We start from the raw sequence: 15289 nt of genomic DNA on the forward strand, positions 1-15289 counted from the left end.
CGAACTGTGAATCACGCCGTGCGACAAAAATCAATGCATCCTGACCCTAGAACTACGCAATGCGCAAAATATTGAGCAAGATGTGCGAAAAAGGGGACCCCGTTATGGGATCCCCCGGACATTTGGCCTCGCAAAAGGGTCAGTTCATGAAGCCCGGAGCGAGGAAATAGAACGCATAAGCCAAGATCAGGGCGGGCACGGCCGAGTAGAGCGTGGCAATCACCGCTGCCTTGGGATTTAGCGCAATGGCTGGGAACAGGGCGTCTCCGTCATTGGAAATCGCGTTGCCCATCAGGGCCGCAAACGGAATGGCACCGTTCAGGTAAAGCGTGGTCACCAGAACCTGGGGTCCGCAGCCGGGCACAAACCCGATCACAATCGCCATCAGCGGCAGGAGAGGCGCGACAGTTTCGAACATCACGGCCACATCCACCCCCGTATAAAGCGCAAGATAGTCATAGGCGAGATAGGCCCCGATCACCCAGACCGAGATGAAACTGGTCTCTTCGGTCATTCGCGTGATCGGGTTGTCCTTGGCGTTGGTCATGGCCTGCAATGAGGACGTGGCCCAGATGAACAACCCCAGAAAGGTGCCTGCCATGGCGATCCACAGAACCGGAATTCCCAGAGGGTGGGTGACCTCAACCTGCATCAGCTGGGCAACACCGACCATCAGACCGGGGGCCGCAATCACGAGATAGGCCATGTCCTGCGGGCGGATCTTGCCGATGCGCGGTGCCAGTTCACAGCTGCCGGCACCGGGGTTGCGAAATTCGATCTTGTTGAACCGATCCACAATCCAGCCGGACAGGATCCCGACCACAAAGGACAGCGGCAGGACAACAAGGGCCGCATCCGGTCGCGTCGCCAGCAGCAGAAAGGCCGCATCCCCCATTGTGGCCGTCAGCGTGGCGACAACTGCGCCAAACCCCACGTGACCTGAGGAATAGGCCGCAACCACAACCACAGCGCCGCCGCATCCCGGAGTTGCCCCGAGCAGTGCCGCCAGAGGCACCTGAGCCGCCCGGGCATTGGACAACGCATCTCCGATGTTGAAGCGGAACAGACGTTCCGCGCCATAAAACAGCAACAACGTGGTGGCCACAAAAACCGAGACCTGCACATAGGCATCCGTCATCAGCGAACGGGTCAATTCGCCCAATTCCCCCGGCGCGATGGCCAGCACAAGCAGCACTGCCAGAACAAACAGGCGCTTGGGACGCAATTCCCCAAACGGGGCGGTTAGGGTGGTTGTGGCGGCCATGTGGCGCTCCTGCAATTGAGAATAATTCGCAAATGCAAAACTAAGGGCTTGCTCCGCAAAAGGCAAGCGCCAATAAACAGGGGACGGCAAAGAAAGGGAAATGCCCCATGATCAAAGGTCTGACCCCGGAGAAGAAGGCGGAAATTGCGCGGCAATTCACCGAAGCGATTCCCCATTGCCGGGCGCTGGGCATGGTGCTGGAGGATATCGGCGATGGGGAGGCGGTGATTTCGATGCCTTACAATGAGGCCTTTGTCGGAGATCCGCGCAGTGGCGTGATCCATGGGGGGGCCGTATCTGCGGTGCTGGACACCTGTTGTGGAGCCGCGGTGATGAGCCATCCGCGCGCCCCTGACATCACCGCCACCATTGATCTGCGCATTGACTATATGCGACCGGCGACACCGGGTCAGAAAATCACGGCGCGCGCCACCTGCTACCACGTCACCCGGTCCGTCGCCTTCGTGCGGGCCGTGGCACTGGATGAAGATACCGAACGTCCGGTGGCAACCGCCACCGGGGCGTTCACCGCAGATGGCGATCCGAAACGCAAATCGACCGAGGCCGTTTCATGAGCACCCCCAAGCGCCCCCGCCCCGAACCGGTAGAAATTGTCAAACACCGTCGTGACAGCACCCTCTCCGCGCTGGTGAACGGTGTGCCTTATATCAAGTTCCTCGGGATCGAGGTGGAACGGCACGGGGATGAACTCACCGCAATCCTGCCCTTCGCGGAAAAGCTGATCGGCAACCCGATGCTGCCTGCCATCCATGGCGGTGTGACCGCGGCCTTTCTGGAAACGGCGGCGGTGATCGAACTCACCTGGGTCAGTATCTGGGCGGATATGGAGGCGGGGCTTCTGGATCCGGGAGAACAGCCCGGGAATGTCCTTGCCTACCTTCCGAAGACCATCGACTTTTCAATCGACTATCTGCGATCTGGCCTGCCGCGTGATGCCTATGCAAGGGCGCGGGTGGTGCGCTCCGGTCGGCGCTATGCCTCGGTTCATGTCGAGGCGTGGCAGGACAATCGACAAAAGCTGTTTGCCCAGGCCACCGGACATTTCCTGATGCCCTCTCCGAACTGACATGCCCGCACATGATCCTGTGGCCCTGAAACCCGCAACCCTGACCCATCGCCGGGTTCTGAAGTTTGCCCTGCCGATCACCCTGTCCAATGTGACCGTGCCGCTTCTGGGGCTGGTGGATACGGGTGTGATTGGCCAGCTGGGGCAGGCGGCACCAATCGGCGCAGTTGGCATCGGGGCCGCGATCCTGTCTGCGCTGTTTTGGGTCTTTGGCTTTCTGCGTATGGGCACAACCGGGCTGACGGCCCAGGCCCATGGCGCAGGAGACATGGCGGAAGTTGTGGCGATGCTCACACGTGGCCTGCTGGTGGCGCTTGTCGCCGGGGCTGCCCTGATTTTATTGCAAGTGCCTCTGATCTGGGCTGCCTTCCAGATTGCGCCCGCCTCGGACGAGGTTGAAGGGCTGGCGCGCTCCTATCTACAGATACGGATCTTTGGCGCGCCTGCCGCAATTGGGATCTACGCCATGACAGGCTGGTTGATTGCGCTGGAACGCACCCGTTCGGTGCTTGCCCTGCAGCTTGTGACAAATACGGTCAATATCTTGCTGGATCTGTGGTTTGTGCTGGGGATGGATTGGGGGATCGAGGGGGTGGCGCTGGCCACGCTGATGGCCGAAGTCCTCGGCTTTGCCCTTGGCCTGTTTTTGTGCCGCAAGGTGTTTGCCCGCCCTGGATGGGCTGACCCGCGCCGGATCCTTGATGCCGTGGTTCTGAAACATATGGCCGCAGTCAATTCCGACATTCTGATCCGGTCGCTTCTGCTGCAGGCCATTTTCATCAGCTTCATGTTCTTTGGGGCAAAGCTTTCCGATGTGGAACTGGCCGCCAACCAGGTGTTGATCCAGTTTGTCTATGTCACGGCCTACGCGCTGGACGGGTTTGCGCTGGCGGCAGAGAGCTTTGTCGGGCAGGCGGTGGGACGCAGGCAGGTGCATGTTCTACGTCGGGCCTCTGTGATGACCAGCTGGTGGGCCGCGGGTGTTTCGCTGGTGTTGGCGATGATATTCTGGCTGGCGGGTCCCTGGGGCATCGCCATAATGACCACCGCACCCGATGTGCAGGCCATCGCAGGCACCTATCTGATCTATATGGTGTTTGCCCCGCTTCTTGGCTGGCCAAGCTTCATGTTGGACGGGATCTTCATCGGGGCCACACGCAGCAGGGAAATGCGCAACATGATGGCGCTGTCCGTGGTCATTTATGCACTGTCGCTTGCGATCTTGTTTCCCGTTCTGGGCAATCACGGGCTTTGGCTGACCTTGCTGATCAGCTTTGTAGCTCGTGGGGCGACGCTTCTGTGGCGCTATCCGGTGTTGGAGCGATCGGTCAGGCCGGTGGCTTGAAGCGTTTCGGCTTTAGCCCGAGACGGGGAAAAGTCGAAACGTTTGAATGATTTGGGTCTTTCGGGCGTGGGTGGGAAGTGACCTGACGGTCACCGCCTGCGGCGGGCAGGGGCCTCGCTGCGCTCGGCCTGTCTTATGCCTCCGGCGGGGATATTTCTGACCAGAAAATCGCAGCTCAGAAAAATGGCAGCTCAGAGGATTTCGAGAACGCTTTCCGGGGGGCGACCAATGCGGGCGGTCTGATTTGCAAACACAATCGGACGCTCGATCAGGATCGGATGAGCCGCCATGGCGGCGAACAGATCGTCGTCTGACGTGTCGGCAGACAGGTCCAGCTCTTTGAAAACCTTCTCGCCCTTGCGCATCATGTCAATCGGGCGCAGGCCGAGTGCGGTGCAGGCTGCTCTGATTTCGGCTGTGCTGGGGGCATCGTCGAGATATTTGCGAATGTTCACCGCGGTGCGCTCTTCCACCAGCGCCAGGGTCTGGCGTGATTTGGAGCAGCGGGGATTGTGCCAGATTGTGACGCTCATAGCCAGTCCTCCCGCCCGGTGCCAACTGCTTCGCTGACCTTGGTGAACCCATCCCGTGCCAAGAGGGTATCGAGCCCGCGGGCCACCTCTTCCACCAGGCTGAGGCCCTGATAGGCGAGCGCGGAATAAAGCTGCACCACAGAGGCACCTACGCGGATCTTGGCATAGGCCTGTTCGGCAGAGGAGATGCCCCCCACGCCAATGAGCGGTAGTTTCCCATCGCTCAGTTTCGAAAGCCGGGCCAGCACCCGGGTGGACTTTTCGAACAAAGGTGCGCCGGACAGGCCGCCCATTTCACCCTTATGGGCACTTTTCAGACCATCACGAGAAAGCGTGGTATTGGTGGCGATCACCGCGTCGATCTTGACCTCCAGCGCCACCTCAACAATCTCGGCCAGTTCCGCATCGCTCAGATCGGGGGCGATTTTCAGGAAGACGGGGATGTATTTGTCGAGACCACCCCGCACCTCCTGCACACCGCTAAGAAGCCCGCGCAGCGCGTCGGCCCCTTGCAGGTCACGCAGTTTTTCCGTGTTGGGAGAGGAGACATTCACGGTTGCGAAATCGAGATGCGGCCCGCAGCACTCCAGCACTTTGGCGAAATCAGCGGCGCGATCTTCGCTGTCTTTATTGGCGCCGAGGTTCAACCCCACGGGCACCGGGCGGCGGCGATCCCGGCGGGCGAGGCGCGCGGCTGCGGCGTCCATGCCTTCATTGTTGAAACCGAAGCGGTTGATAACAGCCCGATCTTCGGTCAGGCGAAACAGCCGTGGTTTCGGGTTGCCGGGCTGGGCGCGGGGGGTGATGGCGCCAACTTCGACAAAGCCAAATCCCGCTTGCGTCAGCTGTGACACCGCCTGTGCGTTCTTGTCATATCCGGCGGCAAGGCCAACCGGGTTCAAGAGGTCCATCCCACAGAAACTGGTCTTGAGACGGTCGCTGGTCACATCCCCCGCAAGGGGCACAACACCTGAGCGCAGGGCCATCAGTGACAGCGTATGCGCGCGTTCCGGATCGGTCTGATGCAACGCCTTGAGGGCCAGTTTCTCGACAAGGTTCATTTCATTTTCTCCGGGAATTCATGGCCGTTCGGGCCAAGTGGGAGGGAGGTTTGCCAGTGGATTTCGGACAGGGCGAGGTCGCGGTAGAGATGCGGAAACAGGGCGCCGCCCCGCGACGGCTCCCATTTCAGAGCGTCGCCCATGGCCTCAGCATCAAACGCCACCAGAACCAGCCCGTCTTCGCCTTTGAAATGCTTGGCGGCGGTTTCCCGGGCCTGCGCGGCGGTGGAAAAGTGGATGAACCCGTCGGCAAGATCGACAGGGGCACCGCTGGTCTGGCCGGCAGATTGAAAAGAGGTCCATTCCTCGGCCCGAAGGATTTTGTAGATCAACATGCGCTCCACATGCCAAGTGGCGGCGCGCCCGTCAAGCGAGGCGTGTTGATCTGAGGGGGCATTTGCACAGGAATGGGCTTTCGGGTGGCCGGTTTTTTGTTAACAATGGGCGTGTAGCCCCTGTTTCTTGAGGTCCAAACCCATGTCCAAACCCAACTATTACTCTCCGAAAGGCGGATTGCCGCCGCAGACCCAGTTGTTGACAGATCGCGCCATGTTTACCGAGGCCTATGCGGTGATCCCGCGCGGAACGTTTTCGGATATCGTGACCTCGAAACTGCCGCATTGGGACGGGGCGCGGTTTTGGGTTCTGGCGCGCCCGATGTCGGGCTTTGCCGAGACCTTTTCGCAGTATATTGCCGAGGTGGTTCCCGGAGGAGGGTCGGACCATCCCGAGACCGAAGCAAATGTGGAGGCGGTGCTGTTTGTGGTGGAAGGCACCATGCGGCTCACCCTTTCAGGCGACAGCTATGAACTCACGGAAGGTGGCTATGCCTATCTTCCACCGGATGCGGTCTGGAGCGTGCGGGCCTGTGGATCAAGCCCGCTGCGCTTTCATTGGATTCGCAAGAATTATCAGCGTGTTGACGGGATTTCCCCCCCCGAAGCCTTTGTGACGAATGAACAGGATCACACGCCGATACCGATGCCTGATACGGACGGTGCCTGGGCCACCACGCGTTTTGTCGATCCCGAAGATCTGCGCCATGACATGCATGTGAATATTGTCACGTTTCAGCCCGGTGGCGTGATCCCCTTTGCCGAAACCCATGTCATGGAGCATGGCCTTTATGTGCTTGAAGGGAAAGCCGTTTACCGGCTCAATCAGGATTGGGTTGAGGTCGAAGCTGGCGATTTCATGTGGTTGCGCGCCTTTTGCCCGCAAGCCTGCTACGCAGGGGGGCCGGGGCCCTTCCGCTATCTCCTTTACAAAGATGTCAACCGCCATATGGGGTTGCGGCAGGTCTGAGGTGGTTCTGAGGTAGGTCAGGGTTGCAGGATCTCTTCCAGGGGCACTTGCTTTTCGGACAGGCGCGAGAAATCCAGATCGGCCTCAAGATGAGACAGGTGGCGTTCCATCTCCGCGATCAGTTGCGCTTTGTTCCGAGCGGCCAGCGCGGCCAGAATACGGCGGTGTTCACCCCGGTCGCAATGGGACGGGCCGTTATGGCCGTAAAGCCCGATAATCAGGGCAGAGCGCATGGTCAGGTCGGTGAGGAAGCGGGTCAGAACACTGTTTCCCGCAACGTCAGCGATGCGCAGGTGAAACTCTGACGACAGGCGCAGAATTTGTGTCTCATCACCCGCGTCCCGCGCGGCGTCTTCGTTGGCGATAATATCCGCCAATGCGGACAGATCCGCGTCTGTTGCATGATCGCATGCGGCTGTCACGATGGTTCGCTCGATTGCGCGGCGGGCCTGAAAGACGTCTTTGGCATCCCGGGGGGAAGGCGAAATGACAAAGGCCCCGCGATTGGGGATCAGGTCAACCACATTCTGTGCCGCAAGCGAGGCCAGCGCCCGGCGCACATTGGCCCGGTTGCAGGTGAAAATATCACTGAGCAACTGCTCCCCCAGCTTGGCCCCGGGGGGCAGACGGCGTTCGGCAATCGCTTCGAGAACACGCTGTTCGATCCTGTCTTCGATGCTGATTTTCATGTGACCCCCGCCAAACCGTCGTGTTTCCCTTTGAAATTGCGCCCCTGCTAGCGCCCCGAGCCCTTTTTTGCAACGCTTTGGGCGGGGGGCAGGATGATCCAGGGGATCTTGAACAGATGTTCTTCGAGGTTCGGGGCCGGGCTAATATGATCCACAACCGCATAAAGCCCCTGCGCGTCGATCGGAGCCAGAACCCCGTGCCAGGTGCCGCGATGCAGATTGATGGCCTGTTCCGGCGCCATCACAAAGGCGCGTGGTGTGCCTGGGCGTCCGCCTTCATCCGGGCAGACGGTGATCAGAAGAGGCACGCCATTGAGGGGGATGAATGCCTGTGATCCTTCCGGGTGCCGCTCGACCAGATCCAGACGATAGGGAAACCTGCGGGCCTGACCATCAAACAGGCTGATCCCGGCGCGCCCGGTTCCGAAATCCAGCTGGGCCAGATCATGATGCCGGTCACACATTCCGGCATTGATCGGCAGCGGGGCTGCTCTGCGTTCGATCACATCGCCAAACGGGGAAAACAGATCTGCCGTCAAGGGCTGGGCAGTGACCTCGCGCGGGCTCATGCCAAGAGGTCCTTCAGGCGAAATTCTGCAATGCGTTCCACCTGTTTGCAGGCTTCCTGAAACTCCGCGTGGCTTGCCTGTTCAAGGCGGCGCCGGAACGCGGCAAGGATTGAGGATTTGTCGTGGTCGCGCACCGCAATGATAAAGGGGAAGCCATGTTTTTCGACATAGTCCCGGTTCAGCCGGGTAAAGGTTTCCCGCTCAGTATCGGTCAGAAGATCCAGTCCGGCGGAGGCTTGTTCGGATGTGCTCTCAGCCGTAAGGCGCCCGGCAGCGGCGAGTTTGCCCGCCAGGTCGGGATGTGCGTTCAGAACCCCCAGACGGTCCTGGTCTGATGCGGTGCGGAAGCTGCGGCACAGGGCGTTGTGCAGACCGATTGCGCTGTCATGGGCGGGGCCAAGTTCCAACCCATGAGCACGCTCTGCCACCCAGGGGGAATGTTCAAAAATGCCCCCGAAACACGCGACAAACCGGTCCCGGCTCATCTGGCTGGGGCGTTCGAGCTGTGAGGGAGGGTGGGTTTTGGCCCAATGCTCGGCGATTTCGATCCGGCGTGGACACCAGACCCCGGTATGTGACTGAATGTGGTCGATAAACCGCTTAAGCCCGGCAATTTTCCCGGGCCGCCCCACAAGGCGGCAATGCAGGCCGACAGTCATCATCGAGGGGCGCCCGGCGGTGCCTTCGGCGTAAAGCGTATCGAAACTGTCGGTCAGGTAGTCTTCAAAATCCCGCCCCGTGACCCAGCCGGGGGCGGTGGCAAATCGCATGTCATTGGCTTCCAGCGTATAGGGGATGATCAATTGGTCCCGCTCTGCGAAGCTGCGCCAATAGGGCAGGTCATCGTCGTAACTGTCTGAAATATAGTCAATCCTGCCGTCTTCGGCGACCAGCCGCACGGTGTTGGTCGAACAGCGCCCGGTATACCAGCCTTGCGGCGGTTCCCCGACCACTTCGCTATGCAGGCGAATGGCTTCGGCGATTTGTGCCCGCTCTTCCGCCTCGGGCATGTCCTTGTGCTCGACCCATTTCAACCCGTGTGACGCGATTTCCCATCCGGCGGCTTTCATCGCGGCCACCTGTTCCGGGCTGCGTGCAAGTGCGGTGGCCACACCATAGATGGTCAGGGGTATTCCCGCTTCGGTGAACAGGCGGTGCAGACGCCAGAAACCTGCACGTGCGCCATATTCATAGATCGATTCCATGTTCCAGTGACGTTGCCCTGACCAGGCGGCGGCACCGGGAATGTCGGACAGGAAGGCCTCGGACGCCGCATCACCATGCAGCAGGCAGTTTTCACCGCCCTCTTCGTAATTCAGCACGAATTGCACCGCGATCCGGGCCCCGTTTGGCCATTGCGGGTTGGGGGGAAACTGTCCGTGTCCGCGCATGTCACGGGGGTAGCGGTTCATATGTCGGATCCTTTGCGGTCAGGTGGGGCGGTTAGGTGGGGCAGGCAGGGTGAGCCAGAAGGGATTGCCCTGCCGATGATAAGGGGATTTTCTGGATTGTTAACAAAATTTTTCTGCCCGAGGCGGCCTGGTCCGGGCCGGAAAGCGATCTGCTTGCCGTTGCGGAAGCCGTGCCTTGGCTTTGACAAGGTGTCCGACTCGGGCCAGTCTTTCGGCAGATCAAAATTCCAGGGGGAACCTGATATGAAATATTTTCTGACCACCGTTGCCGCTTTGGCGCTGGGCGCGGGTGCCGCTGCTGCGGACTATTCCTTGACCGTTCTGCACACCAATGATTTTCACGCACGGTTTGAACCGATTTCGAAATATGACAGCGGCTGCTCGGAAGAGAGTAATGCCGAGGGCAAGTGTTTCGGCGGCTCTGCCCGCCTTGTTTCGGCGCTGGCCGAGGCGCGGGCACGGTCCAACAATTCCATCCTTGTTGACGGTGGTGACCAGTTTCAGGGCACACTGTTTTACACCTATTACAAGGGGAAACTGGCCGCCGAGATGATGAACAAGATGGGCTATGACGGGATGACCGTGGGCAACCACGAGTTTGACGATGGTCCGGAAGTGCTGCGTGGGTTCATGGACGCGGTGACTTTCCCGGTCCTGATGTCAAATGCGGATGTCTCGGGGGAACCCCTCCTGCATGACAAGTTGCAGAAATCCGTTGTGATTGAGCGGGGAGGGGAAAAGATCGGCCTGATCGGCCTGACCCCGCAGGACACGGATGAGCTGGCCTCACCTGGGCCAAACGTGATCTTCACTGACCCTGTTCACGCGGTGCAGGGGGAAGTGGACAAGCTGACGGCGATGGGCGTGAACAAGATCATCGTGCTCAGCCACTCGGGCTATGGTGTGGACAAGAAAGTGGCTGCGGAAACCACCGGCGTGGATGTGATCGTTGGCGGACACACCAACACCTACCTGTCGAACAGCTCGGACAAGGCAGAAGGCCCTTATCCGACCATGGTGGGCGACACGGCGATTGTGTCGGCCTATGCCTATGGCAAATTCCTGGGGGAATTGAATGTCACCTTTGACGATGCCGGTAAGATCATCGAGGCCAAGGGGGAGCCACTGATCATGGATGGCGCCGTGAGCGAAGACGCTGCGACCAAGGCGCGGATTGCCGAAGCAGCCAAGCCGTTGGACGAGATCCGCAACAAGGTGGTGGCCAGCTCTGCCGAGGCAATTGATGGCGAACGGGGGTCCTGCCGGGCGAAGGAATGCGCCATGGGCAATATCATTGCTGAGGCGATGCTGGACCGGGTGAAGGATCAGGGCATCGAGATTGCGATCCAGAACGGTGGCGGTATTCGTGCCTCGATTGATGCGGGGGATGTGACCATGGGGGAAGTGCTGACCGTGCTTCCGTTCCAAAACACGCTCTCGACCTTCCAGGTGGATGGGGCAACCATCGTGGCCGCACTTGAAAATGGTGTTAGCCAGCATGAGGAGGGCGCCGGGCGTTTCCCGCAAGTGGCGGGGATGAGCTTTGCCTTTGACGTGTCAAAACCGGCGGGAGAACGGGTGTCAGACGTCATGGTCGGTGGGCAACCTATTGATCTTGCAAAGATATATGGGGTCGTTTCCAACAATTACGTGCGCAATGGGGGGGATGGATACAAGATGTTCCGCGATGCGCAGAATGCCTATGATTTTGGTCCGGACCTTGCTGATGTGACGGCTGAATACATGGCGCGGATGGCACCTGTGACACCGATGCTGGATGGGCGCATCACCCAAAAATAATCATCGAAAAACCCTGTTTCGATGATGTTAGGAAGGGCAGGAGAAATCTTGCCCTTTTTTATTGATGGAACGACCTGGTTGGCGATGTTTTTTGAGAAAACTAGAAAACTAGAAAACTAGAAAACTAGAAAACTAGTTTTCTGGTATTCTCGCCCGTCAGGTGCCAGCTTTTCTGCGCCCTCCACTGGCCTGCGTCTTTGCGATCATCAGAATGCGCGTTAAGCTCCCGCCATGGATCACCCGCTCATCGACCTCATCAATCAAAAAATCCGCGCCGCAGAAGAGGCTGGCGACTTTGACAACCTCGAAGGGGCAGGCAAGCCGCTTGATCTGGAGGGCGACCCTGAGGCTGCGCTGATCAATCGATTGATCCGGGAAAACGGCGCAGTGCCGGAGTTTGTGTCATTGTCGCGCCTGTTGCAGAAATTGCGCGATGAACTGTCTGAAACGGGTGACCGGACCCGCCGCCGCGACATCATGAAAGAGATGTCCATGATGGAGGCGAGAATTGACATCGCCCGTAAATCGGTGCGCTAGCAGGCCATGTGCGGGCGTATTGCCACAACTTTGCCCCCGGATGCGATGGCCAGGCTATTCAAGGCAATCCCGTCAAATGACTTGCCTGCACATGAGAACTTCAACCTCTGCCCAACCAGCCAGGTGTCGGTGATTTCATTGATGGGGGGCGCGCGGCGCCTGTCCGCGATGCGCTGGGGGTTTCTGCCATCTTGGTATAAGTCTGAGCGTGATGGGCCGCTCCTGATCGATGCCCGCGCGGAAACGATTGCGGAGAAACCCGCGTTTCGTGCCGCCTGTCGCGCCCGGCGCTGCCTGATCCCGATGGACGGGTTTTACGAATGGTTTCGTGAGGGCAGGGCCCGCCACCCCTATTATGTCACAAGGGTGGATGGAACCCCCTTGGTGTGCGCTGGTGTCTGGCAAGATTGGGGGCAGGATCAGCGTCCCACATTTGCTGTTGTCACCACCTCGGCTCCGCTTCCCCTGTCCCAGATCCACCACCGCTGCCCGGTGGTGATTGAGCGTGCCCATTGGGGGAAATGGCTGGGCGAAGAAGGTCATGGCGCGGCCCGGCTTATGGTGCCCCCCGAACCGGGGCTTTTGAAAATGCACCCGGTTGGGCAGGAGGTGAACTCCAATCGCGCCTCCGGCCCTGCGTTGATCGAACCAATTGAAAGCTGAAACCGGGGCGTTACACTGCGCAAAACAGGAGGGCAGAATGGCATATACCGGATCAGATCTGTGTGCGATGGAAGCGCATCAGGTGGTGGCCTTGCTGAAGGCGCGCAAGCTGTCCCCGGACGAACTGATCTCGGCCGCCGAGGCCCGGATGGATCAGGTGGAGCCCGCCGTGAATGCGGTGCCGGTGCGCTGCTCAACGCGCGCCCGCGCGCAGGTCATGTCGCTCAAGCCCAGCGATCACCCGGGGGATCTTGCGGGTCTGCCAATTGGCATCAAAGACCTCACCCCGGTTGCAGGTGTCCGGTCCACTTTCGGCACCAAAGGGTTGGCCGAGAATGTGCCAGCCGAAAGTGACCCGCTTGTGACACGTCTGGAGAGGCGTGGTGCGCTGGTGATGGGCAAGACCAACACGCCGGAGTTTGGTGCGGGCGGGAATACGTTCAATGAGCTGTTCGGCGCAACGTTCAACCCTTATGACACGCGGTGCAACGCGGGCGGATCATCTGGCGGGGCGGCGGTGTCACTGGCGACAGGGGCGCTCTGGCTGAGCCATGGATCCGATCACGGCGGCAGCCTGCGCACCCCGGCGGCTTATTGCGGGGTGGTCGGATTGCGCACCACGCCGGGGTTGGTGGCCAAATCGTCCCTTACGGGCTTTGTCGGCGAAGGTGTCGAGGGCCCCATGGCCCGATCCGTCACCGATTGTGCTCTGTTCCTGGACGCCATGTGCGGGTTCGACCCGCGCGCACCTTTGTCCTTTCCTCCGCCCGACGCCCCGTATCAGGACGCAATCCAGACACCGCTTGCCCCCCGGATTGGCTGGGCGCCGGATCTGGGGGGCTTTGCGCCTGTGGATGCGGATATGGCGGAGCATCTGGCGTGCGCCATGGCTGCGCTGGACCGGATCGGAGCCGAAGTGGAAGAGGCCTGCCCCGCGCTGCCCAATCTGGAACGCACCTACCACCAGCTGCGCGGCTTCATGTGGGCGGCAAATTTCGCCAAAGCGCCCAAATCCCTCACACGTCACTTCAAACCCACCCTGCGCGACAACCTCGCCTATGGTTTGTCGCTGGGCGCCGAGGATTACGCCGAGGCGCAATTGGGGCGCTCGTTGATTTATGACAATATGCGGGTGTTTCTCGATCACTACGATGTGCTTGCCTGCCCGGTGGTGGGCAATATGCCTCATGCGCAATCGGAAGAATGGGTGCGGGAGGTCGGCGGGCAGGAGCTTACCGGCTATATGGACTGGCTGCGCTTTGCGTTTCTTGCCACCACGGCCGGCCTGCCGGCGATGTCGATCCCGGTGGGGTTTTCCAACGATGGGCTGCCTGTTGGTTTGCAGCTGATCGGCCCGCCGCGCGGAGAAGCGAAGCTTTTATCGATTGCGAAATGGATTGAAGAGGCGCTGGGCGGGCCAAATGGTCCGATTGACCCGGTGACGCCCAGCCGCTAACCCTCGTGCAAACTGCGATAAATTGCCAGATTTCGGAGCTTCTCATGTATGACGCCAACCACCTCGCCCACGCCATTTCCCAAGCTTCCGATGGTCGCCATGATGCCCTGTTCCTGACCGATTTTGCCAGCGGTGCTGAGACCACCTACGGGGCGTTCTGGGCCAATGCCGAGCGGATGGCAGCGGCCTTGGTGCGACTGGGGGTGGCGCCCGGGGATCGGGTGGCGGTGCAGACACCTAAAGAGGTGCCGATGCTGGAGCTTTATGTGGGCACGGTGTTGGCGGGTGCTGTGTTCCTGCCACTCAACACGGCCTATACGGCCGAAGAAGTGCGCTATTTCCTTGGTGATGCCAGTCCGCGGGTGTTTGTCTGTGATCCCAAGCGGTTGAATGAGATGACCCCGGTGGCCGCCGACTGTGATGTGGCCCATGTGCTGACCCTTGGCATGGGCGGAGCTGGGAGCCTTGTCTCCGCGCGGGATGCTGAAGAGCCGGGATTTGAGGCGGTGCCGCGTGAGGCTCTGGATCTTGCGGCGATCCTCTATACTTCGGGCACGACTGGGCGCTCAAAGGGGGCGATGCTCACGCATCGCGCGCTGGCCTCGAACTCCGAGGTGCTGCGTGATTACTGGCAGTTCACGGACAAGGATGTGCTGATCCACGCGCTGCCGATCTTTCACACCCACGGACTGTTTGTGGCGACGAATGTCACCCTGATGGCTGGCGCACAGGCGATCTTCATGGGCGGTTTTGACGTCGAGGCGATCATTGCTGCCATGCCCAAGGCGACGGCGCTGATGGGGGTGCCGACCTTCTATACCCGGCTGTTGAAGGATCCGCGTCTGGGGGCAGCGGCGAGGAACATGCGACTGTTCGTGTCAGGCTCTGCGCCGCTTCTGGCCGAAACCCATGATCGCTGGCGCGCCGTGACCGGGCATTCGATTTTGGAACGTTACGGCATGACTGAAACCAATATGAACACATCGAACCCTTACGAGGGCGCGCGCCGTGCGGGCACGGTCGGGTTTCCTTTGCCCGGAGTCGAGTTGAAGATCTGCGACCCGGTGAGCGGAGAGACCCTGCCCACTGGCGAGATCGGAGTGCTCGAAGTGCGCGGCGACAACGTGTTTGCGGGCTATTGGCAGATGCCGGAAAAAACGGCGGAAGAGCTGCGCGCGGATGGATGGTTTATCACCGGAGATCTCGGGTTTGTCGATGAAGACGGCTATGTGACTATTGTTGGTCGTGGCAAGGATCTGATCATTACCGGCGGGTTCAATGTGTATCCGAAAGAAGTGGAAGGGGTGATTGATGACTTGCCCGGCGTGCTGGAAAGTGCGGTGATTGCGGTGCCGCATGAGGATTTCGGCGAGGCGGTTGTGGCGGTTGTGGTGCCTCAGGAAGGGGCCACGCTGGACACGGATCAACTGCGGGCGGGGGTCGACGGCAAGCTTGCCAAGTTCAAGCAACCCAAGCGGTTTGTGCTGGTTGAGGCCCTGCCGCGCAACACCATGGGCAAGGTGCAGAAGAATGTGATGCGAGAGACCTATAAGGGGCTTTTTGCCTGA

At 60.0% G+C, this 15289-nt stretch carries 16 protein-coding genes; 9 read left to right on the top strand and 7 right to left on the bottom strand.

All coding sequences use genetic code 11. The features are described from left to right. Positions 1–139: 139 nt before the first annotated feature. Entirely contained in the window at positions 140–1264 is a 1125-nt protein-coding gene (locus XMD517_RS00550; RefSeq protein WP_173485475.1) for a putative manganese transporter, read from the bottom strand. Positions 1265–1371: 107 nt separating this feature from the next. On the opposite strand from XMD517_RS00550, the gene XMD517_RS00555 reads away from it, so the two are divergent. From XMD517_RS00555 to XMD517_RS00565, 3 genes are read left to right on the top strand one after another with little or no spacing between them, the layout of a single operon-like run. Further along, a complete protein-coding gene (locus XMD517_RS00555) occupies positions 1372–1839 on the top strand; it encodes a PaaI family thioesterase (RefSeq protein ID WP_173485476.1) in 468 nt (155 codons plus the stop codon). Further along, entirely contained in the window at positions 1836–2351 is a 516-nt protein-coding gene (locus XMD517_RS00560) for a PaaI family thioesterase (RefSeq protein WP_173485477.1), read from the top strand. Before XMD517_RS00555 ends, XMD517_RS00560 begins: the two co-directional genes overlap by 4 nt. Before the next feature lies 1 nt (position 2352). Continuing rightward, positions 2353–3696, top strand: coding sequence for an MATE family efflux transporter (locus tag XMD517_RS00565; protein ID WP_173485478.1), 1344 nt, complete (start codon positions 2353–2355; stop codon positions 3694–3696). 191 nt (positions 3697–3887) lie between these two features. Here XMD517_RS00565 and arsC read toward each other — a convergent pair whose 3' ends face one another. From arsC to XMD517_RS00580, 3 genes are read right to left on the bottom strand one after another with little or no spacing between them, the layout of a single operon-like run. Beyond that, positions 3888–4229, bottom strand: coding sequence for an arsenate reductase (glutaredoxin) (arsC, locus tag XMD517_RS00570; protein ID WP_173485479.1), 342 nt, complete (start codon positions 4227–4229; stop codon positions 3888–3890). Then, on the bottom strand, positions 4226–5290 hold the full coding sequence (locus XMD517_RS00575) for a quinone-dependent dihydroorotate dehydrogenase (RefSeq protein WP_173485480.1): 1065 nt from the start codon (positions 5288–5290) through the stop codon (positions 4226–4228). Before XMD517_RS00575 ends, arsC begins: the two co-directional genes overlap by 4 nt. Next, positions 5287–5625 (bottom strand): DUF952 domain-containing protein, encoded by a 339-nt coding sequence (locus XMD517_RS00580; RefSeq protein ID WP_173485481.1) that lies wholly within the window; start codon positions 5623–5625, stop codon positions 5287–5289. Before XMD517_RS00580 ends, XMD517_RS00575 begins: the two co-directional genes overlap by 4 nt. A gap of 142 nt (positions 5626–5767) precedes the next feature. Between XMD517_RS00580 and XMD517_RS00585 the strand changes: the two genes are divergently transcribed. Continuing rightward, positions 5768–6595 (top strand): bifunctional allantoicase/(S)-ureidoglycine aminohydrolase, encoded by an 828-nt coding sequence (locus XMD517_RS00585; RefSeq protein WP_173485482.1) that lies wholly within the window; start codon positions 5768–5770, stop codon positions 6593–6595. Positions 6596–6612: 17 nt separating this feature from the next. On the opposite strand, the gene XMD517_RS00590 is transcribed toward XMD517_RS00585, so the two are convergent. Genes XMD517_RS00590 through puuE form a run of 3 tightly spaced genes read right to left on the bottom strand, consistent with a single transcriptional unit; the run spans position 6613 to position 9265 of the window. Further along, positions 6613–7284, bottom strand: coding sequence for a GntR family transcriptional regulator (locus XMD517_RS00590; RefSeq protein ID WP_173485483.1), 672 nt, complete (start codon positions 7282–7284; stop codon positions 6613–6615). A 47-nt stretch (positions 7285–7331) separates the two neighbouring features. Beyond that, a complete protein-coding gene (locus XMD517_RS00595; protein ID WP_173485484.1) occupies positions 7332–7853 on the bottom strand; it encodes an ureidoglycolate lyase in 522 nt (173 codons plus the stop codon). Beyond that, positions 7850–9265 (bottom strand): allantoinase PuuE, encoded by a 1416-nt coding sequence (puuE, locus tag XMD517_RS00600; protein WP_173485485.1) that lies wholly within the window; start codon positions 9263–9265, stop codon positions 7850–7852. Before puuE ends, XMD517_RS00595 begins: the two co-directional genes overlap by 4 nt. 243 nt (positions 9266–9508) lie before the next feature. Here puuE and XMD517_RS00605 point away from each other — a divergent pair, with 243 nt between their 5' ends. The 5 genes from XMD517_RS00605 to XMD517_RS00625 all read left to right on the top strand — a co-directional run bounded on the left by XMD517_RS00605 (position 9509) and on the right by XMD517_RS00625 (position 15289). Then, on the top strand, positions 9509–11065 hold the full coding sequence (locus XMD517_RS00605) for a bifunctional UDP-sugar hydrolase/5'-nucleotidase (protein ID WP_173485486.1): 1557 nt from the start codon (positions 9509–9511) through the stop codon (positions 11063–11065). Positions 11066–11296: 231 nt separating this feature from the next. Continuing rightward, positions 11297–11602: a DUF1992 domain-containing protein gene (locus XMD517_RS00610; RefSeq protein WP_173485487.1), complete on the top strand. Its 306-nt coding sequence runs from the start codon at positions 11297–11299 to the stop codon at positions 11600–11602. Between the two features lie 6 nt (positions 11603–11608). Beyond that, a complete protein-coding gene (locus XMD517_RS00615) occupies positions 11609–12265 on the top strand; it encodes an SOS response-associated peptidase (RefSeq protein WP_173485488.1) in 657 nt (218 codons plus the stop codon). Between the two features lie 37 nt (positions 12266–12302). Further along, positions 12303–13721, top strand: a complete 1419-nt coding sequence (locus tag XMD517_RS00620) for an amidase (protein ID WP_254449633.1) — start codon at positions 12303–12305, stop codon at positions 13719–13721. Positions 13722–13765: 44 nt separating this feature from the next. Next, positions 13766–15289, top strand: coding sequence for a malonyl-CoA synthase (locus tag XMD517_RS00625; RefSeq protein ID WP_173485489.1), 1524 nt, complete (start codon positions 13766–13768; stop codon positions 15287–15289).

Source organism: Aliiroseovarius sp. xm-d-517, from assembly GCF_013283135.1.
GTDB lineage: Bacteria > Pseudomonadota > Alphaproteobacteria > Rhodobacterales > Rhodobacteraceae > Aliiroseovarius > Aliiroseovarius crassostreae.